General features: G+C 40.6%; 25 protein-coding genes. 2 read left to right on the plus strand and 23 right to left on the minus strand.

What is annotated here, in order from left to right:
• Positions 1 to 50: 50 nt before the first annotated feature.
• Positions 51 to 908 carry an SMI1/KNR4 family protein gene (locus tag NKR21_RS13620; RefSeq protein WP_144459774.1) on the plus strand — a complete coding sequence of 286 codons (858 nt, stop codon included), beginning with the start codon at positions 51 to 53 and terminating at the stop codon, positions 906 to 908.
• A gap of 62 nt (positions 909 to 970) precedes the next feature.
• The gene (locus NKR21_RS13625; RefSeq protein WP_391509657.1) at positions 971 to 1,807 is read left to right on the plus strand and encodes an HNH endonuclease; all 837 of its coding nucleotides are present in this window, start codon (positions 971 to 973) and stop codon (positions 1,805 to 1,807) included.
• A gap of 87 nt (positions 1,808 to 1,894) precedes the next feature.
• Here NKR21_RS13625 and NKR21_RS13630 read toward each other — a convergent pair whose 3' ends face one another.
• The 23 genes from NKR21_RS13630 to NKR21_RS21285 all read right to left on the minus strand — a co-directional run bounded on the left by NKR21_RS13630 (position 1,895) and on the right by NKR21_RS21285 (position 20,801).
• On the minus strand, positions 1,895 to 2,695 hold the full coding sequence (locus NKR21_RS13630; protein WP_253602526.1) for a peptidoglycan recognition protein family protein: 801 nt from the start codon (positions 2,693 to 2,695) through the stop codon (positions 1,895 to 1,897).
• Positions 2,696 to 2,746: 51 nt separating this feature from the next.
• A complete protein-coding gene (locus NKR21_RS13635; protein WP_144458204.1) occupies positions 2,747 to 3,010 on the minus strand; it encodes a phage holin in 264 nt (87 codons plus the stop codon).
• A 19-nt stretch (positions 3,011 to 3,029) separates the two neighbouring features.
• A complete protein-coding gene (locus NKR21_RS13640; RefSeq protein WP_034324986.1) occupies positions 3,030 to 3,242 on the minus strand; it encodes a BhlA/UviB family holin-like peptide in 213 nt (70 codons plus the stop codon).
• A gap of 62 nt (positions 3,243 to 3,304) precedes the next feature.
• Complete coding sequence (locus tag NKR21_RS13645) at positions 3,305 to 3,484, minus strand: XkdX family protein (RefSeq protein ID WP_144458206.1); 180 nt, start codon at positions 3,482 to 3,484, stop codon at positions 3,305 to 3,307.
• Entirely contained in the window at positions 3,481 to 3,765 is a 285-nt protein-coding gene (locus NKR21_RS13650; protein WP_144470421.1) for a hypothetical protein, read from the minus strand. Before NKR21_RS13650 ends, NKR21_RS13645 begins: the two co-directional genes overlap by 4 nt.
• 15 nt (positions 3,766 to 3,780) lie before the next feature.
• Positions 3,781 to 5,598 (minus strand): BppU family phage baseplate upper protein, encoded by a 1,818-nt coding sequence (locus NKR21_RS13655; RefSeq protein WP_253602527.1) that lies wholly within the window; start codon positions 5,596 to 5,598, stop codon positions 3,781 to 3,783.
• A 2-nt stretch (positions 5,599 to 5,600) separates the two neighbouring features.
• Positions 5,601 to 7,562, minus strand: a complete 1,962-nt coding sequence (locus NKR21_RS13660; RefSeq protein WP_253602590.1) for a right-handed parallel beta-helix repeat-containing protein — start codon at positions 7,560 to 7,562, stop codon at positions 5,601 to 5,603.
• Between the two features lie 30 nt (positions 7,563 to 7,592).
• Positions 7,593 to 9,338 (minus strand): phage tail protein, encoded by a 1,746-nt coding sequence (locus NKR21_RS13665; RefSeq protein WP_253602528.1) that lies wholly within the window; start codon positions 9,336 to 9,338, stop codon positions 7,593 to 7,595.
• 12 nt (positions 9,339 to 9,350) lie between these two features.
• Positions 9,351 to 10,184 carry a phage tail domain-containing protein gene (locus NKR21_RS13670; protein ID WP_144469031.1) on the minus strand — a complete coding sequence of 278 codons (834 nt, stop codon included), beginning with the start codon at positions 10,182 to 10,184 and terminating at the stop codon, positions 9,351 to 9,353.
• On the minus strand, positions 10,184 to 14,200 hold the full coding sequence (locus NKR21_RS13675; protein WP_253602529.1) for a phage tail tape measure protein: 4,017 nt from the start codon (positions 14,198 to 14,200) through the stop codon (positions 10,184 to 10,186). Before NKR21_RS13675 ends, NKR21_RS13670 begins: the two co-directional genes overlap by 1 nt.
• Positions 14,201 to 14,215: 15 nt before the next feature.
• Positions 14,216 to 14,410 (minus strand): hypothetical protein, encoded by a 195-nt coding sequence (locus tag NKR21_RS13680; RefSeq protein ID WP_034665790.1) that lies wholly within the window; start codon positions 14,408 to 14,410, stop codon positions 14,216 to 14,218.
• Between the two features lie 2 nt (positions 14,411 to 14,412).
• Entirely contained in the window at positions 14,413 to 14,748 is a 336-nt protein-coding gene (gene gpG / locus NKR21_RS13685; RefSeq protein WP_144523922.1) for a phage tail assembly chaperone G, read from the minus strand.
• Positions 14,749 to 14,786: 38 nt separating this feature from the next.
• Positions 14,787 to 15,413, minus strand: a complete 627-nt coding sequence (locus NKR21_RS13690; RefSeq protein ID WP_253602530.1) for a major tail protein — start codon at positions 15,411 to 15,413, stop codon at positions 14,787 to 14,789.
• A gap of 11 nt (positions 15,414 to 15,424) precedes the next feature.
• Entirely contained in the window at positions 15,425 to 15,793 is a 369-nt protein-coding gene (gp17, locus tag NKR21_RS13695) for a tail completion protein gp17 (RefSeq protein WP_105926180.1), read from the minus strand.
• Positions 15,790 to 16,173, minus strand: a complete 384-nt coding sequence (locus NKR21_RS13700) for an HK97-gp10 family putative phage morphogenesis protein (RefSeq protein WP_106072761.1) — start codon at positions 16,171 to 16,173, stop codon at positions 15,790 to 15,792. Before NKR21_RS13700 ends, gp17 begins: the two co-directional genes overlap by 4 nt.
• Entirely contained in the window at positions 16,166 to 16,531 is a 366-nt protein-coding gene (locus NKR21_RS13705; protein WP_144472850.1) for a phage head closure protein, read from the minus strand. Before NKR21_RS13705 ends, NKR21_RS13700 begins: the two co-directional genes overlap by 8 nt.
• Positions 16,467 to 16,808 (minus strand): head-tail connector protein, encoded by a 342-nt coding sequence (locus NKR21_RS13710; RefSeq protein ID WP_144473505.1) that lies wholly within the window; start codon positions 16,806 to 16,808, stop codon positions 16,467 to 16,469. Before NKR21_RS13710 ends, NKR21_RS13705 begins: the two co-directional genes overlap by 65 nt.
• 14 nt (positions 16,809 to 16,822) lie before the next feature.
• The gene (locus NKR21_RS13715) at positions 16,823 to 17,179 is read right to left on the minus strand and encodes a collagen-like protein (RefSeq protein WP_144469047.1); all 357 of its coding nucleotides are present in this window, start codon (positions 17,177 to 17,179) and stop codon (positions 16,823 to 16,825) included.
• 25 nt (positions 17,180 to 17,204) lie between these two features.
• Positions 17,205 to 17,501, minus strand: coding sequence for a hypothetical protein (locus NKR21_RS13720; protein ID WP_144469048.1), 297 nt, complete (start codon positions 17,499 to 17,501; stop codon positions 17,205 to 17,207).
• 22 nt (positions 17,502 to 17,523) lie between these two features.
• Complete coding sequence (locus NKR21_RS13725; protein WP_144472866.1) at positions 17,524 to 18,711, minus strand: phage major capsid protein; 1,188 nt, start codon at positions 18,709 to 18,711, stop codon at positions 17,524 to 17,526.
• A gap of 35 nt (positions 18,712 to 18,746) precedes the next feature.
• Entirely contained in the window at positions 18,747 to 19,379 is a 633-nt protein-coding gene (locus NKR21_RS13730; RefSeq protein WP_144460001.1) for an HK97 family phage prohead protease, read from the minus strand.
• The gene (locus NKR21_RS13735) at positions 19,372 to 20,613 is read right to left on the minus strand and encodes a phage portal protein (RefSeq protein WP_144460000.1); all 1,242 of its coding nucleotides are present in this window, start codon (positions 20,611 to 20,613) and stop codon (positions 19,372 to 19,374) included. Before NKR21_RS13735 ends, NKR21_RS13730 begins: the two co-directional genes overlap by 8 nt.
• 5 nt (positions 20,614 to 20,618) lie before the next feature.
• A complete protein-coding gene (locus NKR21_RS21285; protein ID WP_144469034.1) occupies positions 20,619 to 20,801 on the minus strand; it encodes a hypothetical protein in 183 nt (60 codons plus the stop codon).
• Between the last annotated feature and the right edge of the window lie 9 nt (positions 20,802 to 20,810).

A 20,810-nucleotide genomic window follows, 5' to 3' on the forward strand; every position in this document is an offset into this window, starting at 1 on the left:
GAGTCGAAGGTATAATTTAAAAGTATATCTATATTTTAGGAGATGATGAATTGAAAAAATTTTGGGCTAACCAATCAGACGATCCATATACTTTAAAAAAAATATCTGAAAAGGATATTATGAAAACAGAAAAAAAGCTAGGAATTAAGCTGCCACAAGAATATAAAAACTTAGTCTTAGAGCAAAATGGCGGTTATTTAGAATGTAATGCTTTCCCTACGGATAGACCTACCTCCTGGGCAGAGAATCATATACAATTTGATCATTTGCTAGGGATCGGAAAAAAAGAAGGGATTTTAGAAAGCGACTATTTAATAAAAGAATGGGAGCTTCCTAAAGATATTATTCTTATCTCGGGAGACGGTCATTCCTGGGTTGCACTAGATTACAGAAATACTACAGAGAATCCCCCCGTTCATTTTTTCGATTTAGAAATGGAAGAGGACTTTAAATTAGCAGATAGTTTTAATGAATTTATTTCAAAACTATATATTGATGAATCAGATGATAGTGAACCTGATTTAGAAGGGTTAGACCCCGAGGACTATGAACTTAAATACATATCGCCCGACGATCCAGACGCAATTACAAAGGATGAAGTAAATAGGATATTTGAAAAAAATAATGAAGAATTATTTTCTAATCTCAAGCTCTTCCCTATTCAAAATTATGACGATCTCATTTGGTTATTGAAAAAAATAGAAACTCATACTAATTCAACGAATGACGTTGATGGCGCTCTTGAATTGGGATTAGTGCTAGATACAGTAGCAACATACAAGAAAAACTTGATTTTAGAGAACAAAGAATCACTGGAAACATTTAAAATTATCATTAGTAACTTAAATAGATTAAATGATTCAGATGTTGAGATTATTATTAATCAATTGGAAGATTTTATAGAATAGGTATTGTTAACCTCCAATACTTGTATTATACTTGCAATGTTTGTAAATATAATACAAAAGAGGTGCTTCAATTGAAATTAAGGAAGTTTTTATGTGCTACATTGCCACTATTGCTCCTAGTATCATTTATTTTACCGGAGTTTGCTAAAGCGGAATCTGCACAAGTTAGAGAAAGTAATTTAACGGAAGATCAATTAAACGACTACATTGAATCTTCTTACGAAAACTATGATGATTTTCCATATGCTCAAGAATATGAGGATTGGGATAACTATGAAGAGTATCATGGTTTACTTGAAGATGATGTCACGGATGAGGAACTAGAAAAGGATACAATTACTGATGAGGTTTTCGAAAATGGGGAATTAGTAGAACCAACGTTTTCTGCTCCAGCCGATGCAATTGGCACAAACGATGAGGTTGATATTATTCAAGCGTACCCCGCTTGGTTAATTCCTCTTGCTTTTCCTGTTGTTATGCGAATCAGTGGAAAGCTATATGCAAAGCAATATTTGAAGAACTCAACGAAAAAAGTTGTAATCAGAAATGGAAAACTTGCTAAAAAGAAACACCCTAAAACTGGTGTTAAATTCACTGCAAATGGCTTCCCTATTTTCAATTCAAAATTCAATTACCAATTACCGGGTTTGTTAATAAAGTCATCTAACAAAACTCAATTTGCTAAGGCAAACGCATCTTTAAAGATGGGTATTAAGTCGCCTAAACATGCTAAAAAATTTACTAAGAACCAAATCATTGATATAAACCATAACAAAACCCCAAGGGGTTATGTATGGCATCACCATGAAAACACAGGAAAATTACAACTTGTGAATAAACAAATTCATAAGAAAACAGGACATACAGGCGGAAGAGCTATATGGGGAAGATTAAAATAAACTCTATATAAGTAAAACCCCCCATCCATTAATGGACAGGGGGGTTTCTTGTTTTAAAATTATCTATAGTCATATGTCTATAGGTTTTTATTTTAATAGCTTTTCGAGCTTCACTTTAGTCTTTGGACCATAGATGCCGTCAGCCACAAGACCATGCATCAATTGGAATCGTTTGACCGCATCCGCTGTTTTCGGTCCGTAGTAACCATCAACGCCGTTATTCTTTGCGCCCTTGTCCGGGTAGTAGTAAACCGCCGCTAGGGCTTGCTGTACGGCTTTTACTGCTGATCCCTTTGTAAGAGGCTTTGTCACTTTTAAAATGCCTGTAGGCAAACCATATGACTTTTTAGTAGGCTTGGAAGCTGCTGTTTTGGATGGTTCTGCTTTTGTTGGTTTAACCGTCGGCTTTTTACTTGTGTGAGCAACGGCGATCCCGGCTTTGAAACTGTCCCAGCGATTAAGCAACTTACGAGGGCATTCTTTCCCACTCCATCTCTTATGCGGTACAACGTTGGCGAATGGAATTCCTTGCTCTTTCATGAGCTGGCGAATGACCCATTGAGCATTTTCAACCGCTTTTTCAAAATTGCCGTCTGCGTTTTCACAAATCTCAATTCCAATTGACTTCATGTTTCCGGTTCCTCGTCCATCTCCTGCATGCCAGCCGTTTTCGTTTAACGGTAAATGCTGATAGATCACATTTTCATCCACCGTGTAGTGCCAGCTTACGCCTGTACTAGATCGTTTCACAAACGATGCGTGACTAGCTGCGTTTGCCCCTTTTGCTGTGTTAGCTGTGTTATGAACCGTAATATATAAAGGCTTCATATAGTTGCCTGGTCTGTTGCGGTTACTCTTTGGAATAAAATCTTTAATGATTTTTACCACGTTCATCGTCTCCTTTTGCTGTATTAAAAAGAGCCACCTCATGGCAGCTCCTTACTTCGTTAATCCTTTTTCTTTTAAAATTTCTTTTTGTTGCTTACCTTTGTGAGTCACATAGTTGTTTTTGAACCATGCGACAAGGGTTGTTACGATTGTAAAGATCATTGAAAAAGCAAGATACAATGTCTCAGCCAACGAAGTGACTTGTTCCTCGCTAATTGGCAAGATTGGCTTGCCAAATAGAATTAACGTTTGGTTGATCAATGCCATAAAAAGAAGCACTGTGCGAATCACAGTACCTGTGTCGAAGTTTTTCATATTAGTTCCTCTTTTCTTTTTATTTTTGGTTTCTCTCGATTCTGTCTAGTTTTTCAATGACAACATCATACTTCTCACTAAACTTTGCTAGTACGTCATTTTGTGCGTCAATTTGCTCGTTTAGCTTGTTCTCACGCTCTTTAGTTGTATTGAGGACATAAAACAACACCCAACAAAAAAGAACCGCAAAGGGTCCTTGTGTCATCAGATATTGAGCCAAATCCATTTCCATTTCACTCACCTACTCCCTCACTTTAATCACCTCCTTTAAGAAGGCAAAATAAAAAGCACCTGTTAAGATGCTGTGGTTCCTAAATCTGCAGAAGCAGCTGGCTTGTCGAATGAAACGCCAGTGATCTGCTCAAATTCTTTTTTTGTGATTACTTTTAATGCGACATACTCCCGCATAATCTCAAGAGTGTAAACGCCCCAATCCCAAAATACTTTTATGTCGCCCGCCGTTGGATAAATCATGATGCCCCGCCTCTCTGCAACTGCGTAACTTGGAACGTGAGGAAAGCCGCCTGTTTTTTAAGAGTGGTTATATCATTAGGCAAAGGCGGTTTCGGCTGCATGCTCTCTATATACTCTTTGGATGCTGATTCAAACCACACTCTATCTTTCTCGTCATACTCGGGAAGATACAACCCCTCTTGCGGTCTTACATTCGTAGCGTTTTTCGGCATTTCGTCGTACTCACTGATTATATCTTCACCTGTATACATAAAATTTTCGTCATAGTAATAAATGTGCATGATGCTTCCCCTCCTTTACCACAACGGAATAGATTCATTTATTTCAAATCTGCTTACAAAAGAATTATCGTTAGCCGACATACCGTCAAAACGTAAAGAGCCGTCAGTTTCAAGTGTAAATCTAGCAGATCCATAAGAGCCTACCGTTGCGCCTAAAAATACAGTTCTAGCTGACGGCTTTTGAGCAAAACGGGCTATAACTGTTTCATTGGCTGGTATTCCCTCAAACGATCCCCGAATGCGCAACTCATTTTGACGTATAGAAAATTTGAGAGGGTTCCCGGCAAATTGTTTTGTTGATGTTCCAGCAACAAGTGTGACTTGATTCCATGAGCTTTTTAAGTCTTTTTCGGTTAACATTCGATCCCAACTTTTAAGTTTCCCGTCCGTATGAACCGTGCCCCACCAATGAAGGTTATCTCCACTACGGATAATATGGAACGTTTTTCGGTTGTTGCCGTTATCAATTACATAAATATTGAACCAAGATGAATCCGTTTTGCTTGGCATGTTGACTACGTTTGTGCCTACTGCATAGTAGTAGCCGGACGGCAGCGTTAAAATGTCCGTACCATTCGGCAATACTTGACCTTTTCCATCTTCAGATAACATGTTATGGTTTGAAAGCCTTGACCAACCACTCCACACATTATTGTTAAGGTAATTTGTATATATGTTGTTGGCGTAATCCGTAGCATACACCCATCCAAACGTGCCCTTTTCATTTTTCGCATCCGTCATGTGAAAGAACCCTCTAAAAGAACGGTGATTCGGCAAATCTTTTGAACCAGCTATAGCATAAAACGTCCCTTGACCTAACCCATTATTGATAACTTCGTCTAAGATGCTTAAAGAAGTATCCTTAATTGAGATCAACGGCATTCCATTGTCTGCTGTGATCTTAGACAATTGACCATTATTCCATTTATCTTTCTCACTCTGGGTTATTTTATCTTCCTCGGTCAATGATGACATCCAAACTGTCCAAGTTGAATCTTGATTGCGTACTCTATAGAAAGATTTTTTTCCATTCGTGTCATATGCAGTCTGTAAAAGAGTGCTACCAAAACTCAACACTATCATGAATGATTTATTGACCGATGGCGGGCCATTTAAACCCTTGTTATAGATAAGATAAAAACCGGTATCAATTATCTCGTTATAATCTGTGGTCTCACTTGTACCTTTATAAATAGGCTTACCGTTGTTTTGAGTAAGCCTATAAAGTTGCCCGTTATTCCACTTATCTTTATCCGCCTTAACAACATGGATTTCGCTATTGTTAGCATGTGCGTCTACTTTATCTTGTGCGCCTTGTTTGGTTTCAAGCGCTTCGAGATCTTCAAATTTGTCTCTTAGATCTTCAATCGTTTGAATAGACTCATCATATAAAGCGTTTATTTTTTCTCTTAACGCCTCGAACTCGTCCACATAAAACTCGGTGATCGGCACAATATCTTGGTCAATGAGAGACTTTGAAATGTTAAAAGAAAACTGATGGACGGACATAGATTGATCGTTTGCATAGTACAAATTTAATTCAGCTTTTACATTCCCATAATGCTTGATTTCTTTGTCTGACAAGATATACTCGGCTTGACCGTTCACTCTATCTACTATCGTTATGTCTCGAATGAATCGGCTGCCGTCAGACATAACTAATACAAGTTTTCCTGTGACAGCTGCTAGAGGTAACGGCACGCCATCTTTCGTGAGTTTGAAAATGAGCCTTGCTGTCTGGCGATCCTGCGTCCAAAAATTTATGCTGGTTGATACACTTGAACTGGTATATGCGTTTACATCAAAATCTAATCTCCCATTTTTAGAAACCATCATCACGCCTCCTTTGTGACAATTTTTCGGATATAGTCATCCTTCTTCGTACCGTAGTACCCGTTAAAGTTATCACTGCCCTGAACAATGACTCTCCCTGTCCCTTTAGTGTTAGCAACGTTAACTTCCCTTGCTTTAGCGTCTACAAGTATCGCAAATGATTTTTCGACTCCTCGAATTCGGTTGTTTTCGATTCGTCCGTCGTATCCACTGCCGACATATATACCGCCACGACCTTTTGCTTTATCCTGTTCTTTATTCGTATTGAAAATGTTATTATCACAAACGTCAAAGTAATCGGTATTTTGTACATATATCCCATTTCGACCTGTAGAGTTAATTTCGTTTCTACTCACCGTAACGTGGGTTGATTTCGTTACAGATGTTTTGTCTCTGCTTTTCTCTATGAATACTGCCTCTGTATCCATATTAGAAATTTCGTTGCTTTCCACAAATGTATTAAAACACCCTTCGATCCATATTCCACGACGACCACCATACAGTCTGTTATCTGTAATACGGGCATTTTTCGCAAAAACTAATTTGATAGCTTGTTCTTTTTTGTGCTGACCAATATTTTTTGCTTTTAGTCTGAAATAGTTTCCGAGAATACGAATTCCATCGCTCCAAGCGACTTCTTTATTTGTAATTTGACCGAATGTCAAAATACCGTATTCTGTATAATCGTAAAAATCGTTACCTTGGATCAAAACGTTTTGAGCGCCCTGTGGACGGTTCGTTTGCTTTCCTGCCGCATTCTTCGAACTCTCAAAACCACCGATAGCTTGAGAAATTCTAATGCAGTCTCGACAATTTTTGAATTTATTATCGAGTATTTTTACTTCGCCCCATTTATAAGTTCTCACGCCAGCAAATGTACAATTTTCAAAATTGTTATCAAAAATTGTAATGTTAGTTTGATATACATCATAGACAGTATAATGATTTCCTACGCCACAGCCCCATGCACCCAACAAGTCAGATTCCCCAACGTAATTATGCGCTACTAATACGTTTTTGTTCGGCGTTCCATCGAAAGCCCCGAATTGATCCATTCCGGCTTTTGTGAATTCGCCCAATTGAATTGCCTCTGAATATGGCCGGTTTTTACTTGGACTTAAATCAACAAATCCCAAATACTTACAATTCGTTACTTGTAAATTATTAATTCCATTGGCATCAATGGCATGAGCTGTGATCGTGTCCTTAAATATAACCCGATCAATTATAATGTTAGATGCGTGACCTAAGATGATTGAGTCCATTGCCTTCGTTGGATATTTGCCTATATTGGCGTAATTTCCATCAAGAATACCACCTTCTATGATGATATTGCCTCGCCCGTTATAACCTTTGAAATTATCTGTTGGTAGACCGTTAATGAAAAATCCACCAGCCCAACCACGCAGTAAAACACAGTTATGCGCCATTGTAACCCTTGTGTTTTCATAAACGACTATTCGTTTTTCGATCAAGTATTCCCCGGCTGGGATGATTAACTGGCCCCCGCCTTCACGATGTATTTCATCTAACGCGCGTTGAATAGCAGCTGCCGAAGGATTTTTGCCCGTTGGATCTGCGTCGTAGTTAAGTGCGTTTTTATAAACAAAACGACTATTCATGATTGCGAACTCGTAGTCTAGGCGATCTTTAGCCGTCTTGTGTATACTAGCGTCTGTGGCGACCCTAATATCAACAACCTCCTTGACATCATTGCCATCGTGATTTAATACAAGGTTTGTCAATCTAGCCCACACGTTTTCTATCCTATTTGCGACAGTAAACAAACCATGCATAATCTGTTTAGAAGAGTGCGCTTTTTCATGGTTCTTATGAGCGTATAATTCTGTAGCGTTTTTATTAAGCTCGTTTTCAATTGTCTTCATATCCCCGCGTAACTGCGATTCATAGACTGAATTTCTTGTCGTATCGTAATCCTTTTTAAGCCGGACCAATATGTTCACTCCTTTCAATTCCAAAAAGAAAAAACGCTCCTAATTGAGCGTTCTCATTAACTGATCTATATATCTTTTTTGCTGCTTAATCTGCCGTGCCTGACTCACTTGATAATCCTGAATGTCTTTTCGGAAGTTTGCGAAAGTCATTTTAGGGCTGTCATACGGGTTGAGGGGGTTATAAGTGACAGACACTAGCCTTACATCGTCTTCAAACGTGATACCGTTTGCTGTATCAGCAATGACATGTATGGTGTCACCCTTCCAAAAATCCTCTTCTATTCCTTGTAGTGCTGGCTCATAGATATATTGATACTCTGCCTCAACGACCACGTCAGGATATGGGTTCACATGCTTTTTCAAAGCAGATACCATGTTGCTTGGTTTTTTTACTGTGTCATCTCTTATCGGCTCACCCCAGCGCGGCTTTCCTTCAATAAGAAACTTATCTTCATCAGGATGAATGTATAGGATAGGTTCGAATTCATATTCAGGCTCTTTTTCCTTTTCATCCTCGTTCGTTTTTGTATCGGTTGACTTTGCGTCACTTTTCTTAGCTTTCTTTTCTTTCTTTTCTGCACCGTAACCCCAAGCTCTTGTGGACGTGTTTTGATCATTGATCTTCAACTTAAAGCCTGGCATGTTATATCGACTGTCGAAAGTGTAATCTACTACTCTTCCCATCTTTTTATATACATAGATGACGTAGTTGTTTACATCAAGCTCTATTTCATAATCATCAACGATCTGATCCAATAATTCGATCCTGTTCTTTTCGCCGAACCCGTCTTGATCAACGGTATCAAATGTTGATTCTTTTTCTTTCAGGACATATTGAAAAGGTGTATCCGCAAGTGCAATGTCTAGGGCTTCTTTGATGTTCAGTTTCTTTGACGTTTTTTCCTCGACTCTGCTATTTACAAGAAGAACTGTATACACATGATTGGCCGTTACCTTTTTCTGCAGCACATTTTTTCTGCTCTGATCAAGCTCAATGTCTGTAATGTAATACTTTTGATGGTTGTAAACTTTTTCATCTAAGTACAGTATGTTCCCTGGAACAAGTAAATCAAATTCAGTTCCGTTATCCTCTGTTCGCATTAACGTAAAAGTGAAACTCTTTTTACCTGTTGTGTCGTCTTGCAACTCCAACACAGCGCCCACGATCTCTACAAGCTCTTTGCCGTCCTTGGTTGATACATGCAGCTGCCTGAAATCAATATCAGAAGGTAGTCCGTCGTTTAGCTCTACATCCTTGCCTTGATACTCTTTACTTGGATAAGAAGGTTTAGTTGGTGTTTCAGGTTCGCTTGGTTCTTCTGGAACATCGTCCAAATTATCATATTGTGTGAGCTTGTAAGTAAAGATGATGCTGTTCAATTTTGTTGCATAGTTTATATCAGTGGCGTAACCAGCTTTTGAAACTGCTGCAGTAGCCTTCTTATAATCTTTTTCACCAACAACCGCTTTATAGCGACCCAAACGGGTGTACAGGCTTCCAAGATCCGCCAAACTCTCTGCGTATGATGGATACTTTCTAAACTTAGCTTGTATCCTTGTAACGTTCCCCTTCTTATCTTGCTCACTTGTCCACATCAGTACATATTTTCCGTTATATGTACCTTTGACTCCGAAGAGATTATGCGCCTTTTGAGACAGGTCACTTTTTCCGAAACCACTTTCTAGGCACCCCTGAGCGATGACAAGGCTTGCGAGGACATTATATTTATTTTGGACTTTCTGTGCTCCCGGTGCTAGTTTCTTTATAAAATCTTTTGCAGCCATGACACCCCCTCCTTATGCATAATAGAATCTCGTGTCGAAAACAATTTCAAAATCATTGGTGTTCTGTATCTCAAACTCATTCATGCCTTTATCTAAGGACGGCAACCTTCCAGACGTTTTTAATCTTTTATTGCCGACAACGGTATACTGTTTCAGGTTTCTGACCTGTTGTGATTTTTTCAATTCGGCTTCTATTTTCAATCTTTCGTTATTCGTGTGGTTGATGATAGTCACGTTTTTTCCCTTTGCGTTAAGAAGCACATTATAATCATGCTGCAGTGGGTTAATAGGTAAGCCAGGATTGAATACGCTGAAACGCTTTTTGTTTTTAAAACGGTACTGCAGATCGTCCCGCCTTTGAATTCCCATTCCTGAAAACCATCTTTCACTAGAAAAGTTTTGCGCGCTTAAAGACGTGCCCTTTGACTCTGCTAGTCCTGTAATATTGTTAAAATCCATTTGGAAAGATACCTGGTTTTTTTGCTTGTCTTTGGGTATTTGAAACCCTCCGTCACACGTAACCGCAAAACGCCTACCAGGAAGCAGATCACATGAGATGTAATACCAGAAGGGCTGAACAACAAGATCATAAAACTCATGTCTATACTGATAAAAGTTAGCCGCGATTTTAGCATCCAGCAATATTTCAACTTTGATAGGCCTTTCTTTGTACACTATGTCGCGTGGGTGCTGCGTCGGTACAAGTCCGTTAAACCTGGTTAATTGTACAAGCTCCCTATCAGTGCTCGGCGCGTCAGGTGCAAAGCTAAGCAACTTAAAATAGGGCAGTAACCCCGACAAAGGTTGCTCCCCCATTCCGTCTCTGAAATCAAAATACAGATCCATTATCTTTTCAGCCCTCCTTTATAGGCATTCTGCTCATACTTTTGAGCGCTCTTTTTATCTAGTATAGATGTGTCTCCTTGATTAAAAACGATGTCTGCTAAATGCTCACCGCCAATAATGACAGGTGCAGGATGAATTTTGATTGTTTGCCCTGCCGCACTTACGCTTTCATTGTTCGTTTGTAAATTGTTTGATAGAAGACTAATAAGGGCATCTAGCTTTTGGTTTAATACAGGCGTATCAATCTCATTTCTCACAGTCAGTTCGGCTCGCATCGTGTTTATTTCATCTGCTGCCCCCTGGATGTTAAACGCCATTCTATTAATTTCAGACTTGAAGGACGACATAGCACCTTGTGCCATTGCTGCTGTGCTCTTTTTCACTTCATTCGCTTTTTCACCAAGTCCAATGATGAAGCCGTCTCCAAAGTTCACGCCTTCTGCGATGGTCTTTTTTGCAGGTGATTTTGATTGTATGGAATCTTTCAGCGAACGTATTGCAACTTTACCGATGGCCCAAGCAGCTTTCCAAATTGTCCCGCCGGTGCCTCCCATACTACGAATACCGTTAGCAAAACCTTTAGAAAAATCAGCACCTGTGCCAGTTGTTTTCACGCTTGATAAGCCTTGTTTTCCTGATTGTGCTACGGTGCTACCCGAATTACTAGCGTTTCCGGCTTGGCTACGGATTCCCGATGCAAATTCAACACCTGCTTTTTGTCCGCCTCCGCCATCAGTTGTTTTGGCAAGTTGTGCCGTTGCTGTCGCACTCACCGATGATGCTGCAGTCGTATTGGCGCCCTTTGTGCTTGTGATACCCGCACTGTGACTGCTGCCTTTTGTCACACCTGCTTGGGTTGCCTGGGTCGTATTTTTATTAAGGTTAGATAGCGCCGTTTGGTTTACGCTGCTTGCTGCAGTGCTTGTGATGCCACTTGTTGAACTTATTCCCGCGCTAAATGATTGACCCTTTTGTGAGCCGGATGTATTAGCCTCTGCATTGCCTTCACTTAGCTTTTGCCTAAGTGCTTGCTGCAGCACTGATCCGCTGTTAGATACGTTAACTTTTGACGAATTAATACCTTCACTAAACGATTGGCCTTTTTCTTGTCCTGCAATTCTAGGGATACCGTTTTCTTCTCGCAATTTTTGATCCAGTGTTTGTTTAAGGATCGACCCACTTGCTAACGTGTTAGGTGTGGCAGCTGTTAGGCCGTCCGCAAATTCATCGCCCATTTTCTTTCCCGATTCACGGGCAGATGTTGCGCGGTTGAATTCGTTTTCAGCATTTATGATTGCTTCGTTTGCTTTGCTCGCCGATTCTTCTGCAGAAAAGCCTAGACCCTCGTTAAACTCAATGAGAGCTTGTTTCGTTTTTTCTAATGCTTCTTCTTTGCTGTCTCCAAGTTTTTGTAAGAACGCTACTTGTCTTTCAGCCCATCGCGCTTGGTATTTTTCTTCTTGTTCCTCTTGATTGGTGAAAATACCCATTGAATTACTTGAGTATTCTATTTGTTTTTCTAGTGCTTTTCCTGTTTCTAAATCCAGTAGTTTCCCGTCTTGAGCCATTTGATCAAATAACGCTTTTGAATTGTTTTTATACGCTTCTAGGTTCTCAGCAAGTGACTTTTGATAATCAGCGTTACTTTTAGCTTTTAGTGCTTTGTGCTGTGCGGCTGAAATGGCTTCTTTTGCAAGGGCCTCGTCTAAAACTTTATTTCTGTAGTCACGATCTTCTTTAGCTGCCTTCTGCCCCTCTTTGTAAATGCCACTAATTTGATCATTGTAGCTTTTGGCATTTTTAAAAGAGAGTTTTGTTTGACTCTCTGAAACTCTCTGTTGAATGGCTAAAGCGTCCTTTTGGTTTGCGGCAAATTTACTTGTTGACTGTTGAAAGAATGAAATTATATCCTCAAATGTTTTCTTTTGAGAAGCATTCATTTTTGATGTCATTAAACCTGTTTCATCTTTCAATTTTTCTAACTGCCGCATCTTCTCACGTACTTTTTGAACGTCTTTGTCAATGTCTCCGACCAGCTGATCGGACCAATCTTCTCCGATTTTCTTTGTTTCTTTTTCTTGGTCCTCAAAAAGACCTTTTAGAACGGCGATTGCATCTGTCTTAAATCCTTCCAGCTCTTTAATAAGAGAAGAAGACATTTTTTGATAAGTAGACAATAGATTGCTTGCCATCTTCTCGGCTTCTTTTCCTGAAACCTGTGTCAGTTGGAACAGTTGTGATGTAGCTTTTTCACGTAGATTCACGTATGATCCGGCCGCTTTTTGTGTCGCTTTAGAAACGCCCTCACCATATAGAAGAGCCGATTCTTTTGCTTCTTCTTGACGTTTCTTTTGGTTTTTAAGTTGCTCGTTATACGCATAGGTTGCTACAGCAATGCCGCCTAGTAAAGCCGTTCCCCCCACAATAGCAAGCCCCACTGGACCCGTAAATGCTAAAAGCGCACCAATACCCATCGTCAGCGTTGCGACTGCTGTTGTGGCGCCTAGGACACCCGTAGCAAACAATGCTGTTTTAGCAACCGTTTGAGCTGTGGCAGAATCCATTTTGTTAAACATGGAAACGATGTCTGCGCCTTTTTCAGCTAGGTTACCAAGCGCAGGAAGTAAACTTTTAGTTAGTTTAATTTTTGCTCCTTCTACAGCAGAATTAAAGGCAACTATGCTGCCTCGTGCATTATCTAGCATCGTATCTGCCATATCTTGAGCAGCACCGTCTGATTCCTTCAAAGCCTTTGTGTTCTCTTTTAAAGCCTTGCTGCCTTTTTGTAGAAGAATAGCCCAATGTTTATAAGATTCAGCACCGACAATGGTTTTTAAGGTTGCGGCTTGCTGCTCTTTCGTCATGCCTTTCATGCCCTTTTCCATTTCTGCAACGACTTCCGGCATGCTTTTCATATCTCCGGCGGCATCGAAAAACGCAAATCCTAATTTATCAATTTCCTTTTGGGCCTTTTTAGCTGGCGTTGCCAGCCTAATCAACGACGTACCAAAGGCTTGTCCTGCGATAGAACCTTGTAAACCTGCGTCACCAAACGCCATGACTGCGGCCGCTGATTCTTCTAGTCCCCATCCTAGCGAATTGGCATTAGGGGCAAGGAACTTCATGGCCTCTCCCATTTGCTCAACGTTTGTGTTTGCGTTAGCTGCTCCGTATGCAATTACATCCGATGCGTGACCTGCTTCCTCAGCTTTCAAGGCAAAGGCCTGCATCATATTAGAGGAAATGTCGGCGGCGGCAGCTAAATCTAGTTGACCTGCAGCCGCTAAATTCAACATACCTGGCATGGCTGCGTAAATATCGTTTGCTTTAAATCCAGCCATCGCAAGGAAACTTTGTGCGTCTGCTGCTTGACTAGCAGTAAAAACTGATGTTGCCCCAAGATCCATTGCTTGCTTTTCTAACTTTTTTATTTCTTGGGCTGTACCACCTGAAATAGCTTGGACTTTACTCATTTGCTTTTCAAAGTCCATACCCACTTGTACTGCATCTTTTAGCGGGAGGGCCAAGCTAGCAAAAGCAACACCTGTAGTCATTGCTACCGAAGCACCGGTACTTCTCATTTTGTTGCCAACTGTATTCATTCTTTGGCCCATTTTATAAAGCGATGAGGATGTTCGTTTTATCTCAGCTTCCATCTTCTGAATTTTATTAGTCGTTTGCGTTAACGCGTTTTGTGTTTTATTCATTTCAGCTGTTGCATAGTTCAGCCTGCGGGCAAGGGTTTGCGTTGATTCCGCATCCTTTCCCTTCTTGATAGCTGAATCTGCATACGCTCTTTCGAGTGCTTTGACCTTCATTTTATGCTGGTCTAATTGCTGTGAAAGGGTTCTGACTTTCGTCTGCGACGTTTTCAGTTCATTGCCCCACACACCGACGGCAGTCCGATTCTTTTCAAACTCAGACTTTATGTTCTTCATTTGAACGGAAATTGCTTTCATTTCCCCGTTAAATTGGGACGAATTAGAATACAGCTTTACTTTAATGTCTTTGCTCAATCCCTCACCACCTTTTTACAGTCCAGGTATTTGATCAATGTATAAAGGTTTATCCGATGCTGTAGCGTTCTTACTTGGCTTTTCCTTGCTCGCTTCTTTCCTGCGTGCAAGGCGTTTCAGATGATAGACAATGTCCATTTCGTCTATCTGATTTTGAGTAAAGCCAATGTCCTCTAATGCGTTATACATATCAAGGACAGCATCGGACAAACTTACTCCCCCAGCTCTGCTTCCTCTGCAGTTTCAGGATTCAGGATCTTGCTCGCTTCAACGATATTTCCGATGACATAGTTTGCAGTTGCGTAGATTGTTCTAGTTAAAAGTCGTGAATCAATGCCTTGTTCAAATTCTTCTGCAGTGAATTTGTTTCCGAAGACTTCGCAGATAAACTCTGATTGTGCACTTGTATAAAGTCTTTCTGGATCATTTGATTCAAAGTCTTCTGTTACTTCTACCGCGGTTCTAAACAAAGCACCTGTGATAAAGCTAGGTGTCGAGAACTTCTTTTTTTTACCGTTTAAATGCAAAGTGATTGTCATTGCTTCCATGCTATTGCCTCCCGATTACAAAATAAAAAAGAGCGTTATTAAACGCCCTTTCCGATGTCTACTGAACTTGTGGAATCCTCTGTATCTTTTCCCATTGAAAACGACGCACCGTCACATACAACTTGTTTAAACCATTCATTCGGGTCAAAACCTTCACCAAACTCAGCTTGAGCCTTCCAACGATTTTTCCCCTTCTTATTTTGTAAAGTCATGAAACCTGCTTTAAATTTTGGTGTTTCAGGTTCGGCTTTCCCTTCGGTAGTTTTGTGTTCATTCCCCAGCAATTCAGGAAGACCCTTCAAGAACCAATAATACCTATGCCCGCCTGTGGATGTTTTCGCTCTAAACCCGAAAGCCAAGTGTATAGCCTTATCATCAGAACTGGCAAAAGAAATCCCATTCTCTACCTTGTGACCGTAAATTTTGTTCTGCACCTCAATTGGCAGATCTGCTATTTCAGCCTCAAGGTCAATGTCACCCATGTTGTTAAATGAATCGAACACGCCGTTATCAGCCCAAAACTTAGACTGTTCTGATTTAGGATCGACTTTGACGTTTACAGCTCCCGGCAGTCTTTCAGGCTTTGCATATGCAAGTCCTTTGTCATCATCCTGAATAAGTTCAGCGTAATGAAACATGTCTAATCCGTAGATTGTTTTCCCCATCTGTTTTCCTCCTAGAAAAATGTTTTGACGTACCTCATGCCTCTGTGAAAGATTTTTGTATCTGTTTCGTAAAGGTCAACGGAATCATATCTTCCGTAACCTAAATCTTTCATAAGACGATCTATTAATTTCGCTATTTCTGTTTCGTTTTTCCGTGTGTCTGCTTTTGAAAATATGCTTAACTGGAATCGAACCTCACTTGCTGCGGAGTGGTTGTCTCTGTACTCCTGATCCCTATTTGTAATCTCTGAAAATACAACTCTGGGGAATGCGGCCACATCATCGGCCACAAGATTATGAAAACCACCCGTGACAAGCTGCTTTAATTCATTGTTTTTTATTAACGCTGCACTCAATTCTTTTTTTGCATCAAGACTCATTTAATAGGTGCCGTGATAATTCTTTCCATGATCTTCACAGCTTGTCCCTCCCCTTCAACTGCGCTTTTTTCAATGAATGGATGCGGCGGCATTTTAGACGTGCCCCACTCTAAAAATCGCCCTCTGTAAGCGACTTTTCTATTCGGACCAACCGAAACAAACAGCTCACCGTCTTTTGATTCTCTTGCAGCTGAAACGGTGATGTTATCGACCATGTGAGGCTGATTTTTTGAACTTTTATTCACGTTACGTTTTTGGTGCGCGGCTATTACCTCGCCCCCAGCTTTAAGGGCAACCTTTTCGGCTTTTTCGACGTCGTCACCGATTTTATTAAAATATCTCGTTAAATCTTCGAACCCTTCTATATCCATATCAGCCATTTATGCCGACCTCGTTACAAGTGACTTCAAGTCGCTTCTTTTTGTTTTCTATGTCGTTATAATCCATTACATCGAAAGTGCGATAGATTGGCTCTCCTGCCTCGTCTGTTCCAGTTTGAAGAAGGATTCGCATGTCTTGCTTTACGTCTTCTCGGTATCTTATTGTAATTTTCTTCGGTGACTTAACCCCTAGCGCGCCAGCAACAAGCGTATCTGATTTTGTGCCGGAAAATCCTTCAATTGAACCCCATGTCTCAAAGACATTTTCATAGGATTCATTCCAATTCAGCTCGTCATCCTGTACCCTTTTCTTTACTTGAAAGGTTAAGCGACGATTCAACTCGCTTATCTTCTTCATCCTCTTCTGCCTCCACATAGCGAAGTTGGGTTAGTTGGTCCCGAATAGTAAAAGGGATGGATGAGCCGGAAACGCCTGACTCATACACTCCTCGATTTTCGTACCAATGAGCAACAAGCATGCCTGTTACAAGCGAATACTGTGCATTTCCTTCCACATAACGACCTATACCATTTTTGATATATCCCTTTGCTGCAGTAAGTAAGGTTTTTAGCAAGGTGTCATCTTGGTCGGTATCAATTTTTAAATATTCATCTTTCAGCATTTTTAAATCCATAGAAGACCGCCTACTTATTCAGTATTTTCTTTCCCCTCAATTTGGTCTAATCGAGACTCTAAATCAGTGATCCTTTTTTGTACCTCTGAATTGATGTTGTCCCATTTAACGCTACCTTTACCGATTGTTCGGGAGTTGACAGATCCATCGCCTAAATGATCATTCTTAATAGACCCAGTTTCAATCACTGCGGGATCGCCTTTGTCACCTTTTGGGCCTTGTTCACCAGGATCACCCTTTAACCCCTTCACATAAAGAGGATTTTCTTCGCTATTGTCTTTCACCGTAACTGCTGTGATAGGTTTACCGTCTGCGCCCGCCTCTGCAGACGTGTATACTCCATTACTTTCGTTTAGGTAATCTTTAGCCATGTTTTATCCATTCCTTTCAATTATTTTATTCTTTGTTCAGTTTGCTTTTCAGCTCTTTTATTTCGTCTTCCATACCTTTGAGTCTAGTTTCAATAGACGAATTAAGATGCTCCGGCATGACGCTTCCCGTCCCGATGTTTACCGATCGAACTGCTTTTTCGGCCAGCATTTCATGTGTCACGCTTCCTGGTGCAGCTGACCCGCCGCCACCTAGACTCACTTCCTGACCATCTTTGACGATTTTTCCACCTGCAAACTCTAAAACACCACCGATGACAGTTCGATCCCCGCCGTCAGTGGTGTAATTTTTAGTCACTCGCATGACTTATTCACCTCTTTTTTATTTACTCGCTTATTGACAACTGGCCGTATACTACCGCTTCTTTGTCCCAAGCCACAACGTCTTCACGTTCAATCGCTCGTACTTTCGTTGTGTTCGTTTCAAATGATCCTGCAGCAAGGTTCGTATAGTCGATAGACTGTTGCTGACGATCAAATAAGACAACTGCCTCTTTTAAATCACCAACGATTACAGGTGCTTTCCCTGCTTTTGTTTTCAAGACTTTGTTCGAGATCACCACCACGCGGCGACCAAACAACATTTTGTTTGTCGGTTCAGAAGGAATATCCTTGAGTAGATATTTACCGTCCGCATCTTTCAATTGATCAAGATAGTTAAACCCGTCTTGGTTTGTCATGATGATGGCACCAGCTGAAATGGCGGTATCTAGGGTAACATTTAAAGTCTTTTTAATGTCATCCAAGCCCTTAAATTCGACCTTTTTCAAACCATCAAGGATAGCCAAAATAAGAGAGTTTCTTGTTGCGACTGATTTTTTAACGAACCATTTCGCGACATATGTCATGATCGCTTGATCTGTATCTTGCAGCAATGTATTTGAAAGTGGTAAAAGTCCAGCATAGTCAGTGATGCTGTATGATAGCTTTGTAAACTTAGGCTGGTCTGTTTCTGGAATTTCTCCCATTTCCTCGATGTCTAGGAATGGTGTCATGTCTCCATTTTTTTCAAGCATACGACTACCTGAACGGGTTGCTACCGGCTCGACCGTGACATATTGCTCAAGTTGATGTAATTGCTCCCGCTTTAACTCTTTAATAGTTCTTGAAATATCTTCGGGGATTAGGATTCCGCCATCTTCTTCATTTTTTCCTGACATCGCTCTGAATTCAGGGTTTTCTAAGAATTCACGTTCTTCATGTGTTAAAGATTTACCTCGAAGAGACTTCATGAACAACTTGGTGAATTTCTTTTGACGTTCTTCTTTATCTCCCTCGGCTCCTTTCCGTCCTTCCGGGTTACGTTCTTGCTCCGGCACAAAGTTTTCACCGCCAGGTAAATCAGGCACGTTCAGCGAGCGACCTTCTACCATCAATTCAATTTGATTCTTAAGCTCTTTCACTTCATCGAGAAGCTGACGTGCTTCCTCTGTTTTTCCTGCTGCTAGTGCCTTATCCGCATCTTCTTTCTTCTGCGTAAACTGCTGACGTAGTTCAATTTCTTTTTTAGACATTTTTATTTTTCCTCCTCATAGAACGCAAAAAAGCCTTACTCTGGAAGATCAAGGCTTAAAAGTTCCAATTCAATTTTTAAAGTTTCTTCTGTTGGTGTGCTTCGTTGTTCTTTCATTTCTTCTACTTTCTCTAAGCTGCGGGCACCTACCACAGCTTCGGTATCGCTATACGCTGGTGTCGTTACAAGAGATATGTCATAAATGCGGTGAATGTTGTTTATTCTTCGTTCGTATATGTCTTCATCTTCATTTATGCGCCACTCGTCAGGTTCTTGGTCGTTGTAATCCAAAGAAAAGGCAAAAGAACATTGATTAATAACTCCGCTGCGTATATTCTCCATGAGATCGCGCGCATATGACGTGTCTGACGGTTTAAATCTAAATTTAAGACCTATACCATCTATTTCTAATTCAAGCCGTCCTGATTCTCCTGGAACGGTGTTTCTTGCTAGAGGAAAATCCTCTCGATGGTTAAAAAGTGCAATGACGTTTGATAGATCGGTAGATTCTAAAGCGTTCCTGCTGATAATTTCTTTGAACCAGCCCAAACGCTCGGACCATTTTTCAAACTTCAAAGCATAGCCTTCCACATATTCGGCTTGTCCTTCACCGTCGGAACGGATCTCAATTGGCGACGTGAGCAGCCGCACTTCTTTTTCTTTACTCATTCTCGCTGTCACCTCCCTTCATGGCCGCACCAGCTTTAAGCCTCTGGTATTCTTCCATAAAGTCGAGAAACACATAATTCAAGCTAGAAAGATATTTCTCGCCATGTTCGATAGGGTTTCTTTCAATCAAGTCACGAATCTCATTTTTATTTAAAAGACCCGCTTCACTCATGGTCTTAAAATACTCTGCTTGAGTTTTACTGTCGCCGCGCAGCTCACTATCAACATTGAATTTCACATAATGGCCCGCTTTTTGATCATTGTCGGTAAATAGTTTGATATTTAACTCCTGTTCAAAACTCACGATCCACGGTTGCAATGTGTTTTTTACATATTCCAAGGATTGATGCTCAATGTTTGAGAATGTGGCTTTATCAAGCTCATTGAGTTTATGCAACGGAACTTTATAAATCATTGCAATTTGTGCTTTATTGAATTTCATAGATTCTACAAACTGCGCTTCTTGCAACGGCATGGCAATAGATTGATATTCTAGTCCATTATCAATAATCGCTATGTTTTCACCCTGGTTGACCCGCAGCCATTCTTTACGGACGTTCTCTTTTGGTTTTTCATCCAAGAAAGAAGGTACTTTTAGAATGCCTCGCGGCGTGGCTTCGTTTTTATATAATTTTGCGTTATATTTTGTCGCAGCTGCTTGAGCGCCTATGTGCTCTCGTATCACACCAATAGGCGACTTACCGTGTATACCATCCGTAGAAAATCCTTTAAAGTGCAGCACTTGGTGTTCGTATAGTTCCATTGATCTTCCGTTAACGGTGGTTTGGTACCATAGCCTCCCTGAGTCGGGATGGATGTATGCGTTTGTTGCATCCGGCCGCAACGGGTAAAGATTTTCAGGGAAACCATGTGCCCCAAACTCAATCATCGAATAGGCATTTCCCCATGTTAGGACATGCGTCATCATTAATTTTTTCCAAGTAAAAGCTGTCATGTACGGGTTTGGCCTTGCATAGATTGCATAGGCCGATGGATGATTAGGGTTTCTGTTGACTCCTTGATTCTCTTTTTTAAATGTGTGTATCGGCAGCTTTGCGATGTCATCAGATAGTACATTGACACATGCAAAAATGTCCGGCTGCTCAAGTGAATTACTTTCACTGACTCTTTCACCACTTGCCGTTTCTCTTCCCCCGAACAGATTGATCAACTGACTGAAACCGTCTATTGTTGTTGAGCTGGATCGTTTTTCAAAAAACTTATCTATAAACATTTATTTCACCTCTCTTTCTGCCTCGCGTGATTTGACAGTAAGTAGGCATAAAACATAAAAAATACACCCGTCAGAAATAGACCGATGTTCATATTTACCCGATACGCTGCCAGCAGAATAAAGATGCACCCTCCAATAAACAGCAAGTCGTTTAGTATTGATTTCAGAAGTACAATAAATTTTCTCACTCTCTCACA

Source organism: Bacillus sp. 1735sda2 (assembly GCF_024159245.1).
Lineage (GTDB): Bacteria > Bacillota > Bacilli > Bacillales > Bacillaceae > Bacillus > Bacillus pumilus_O.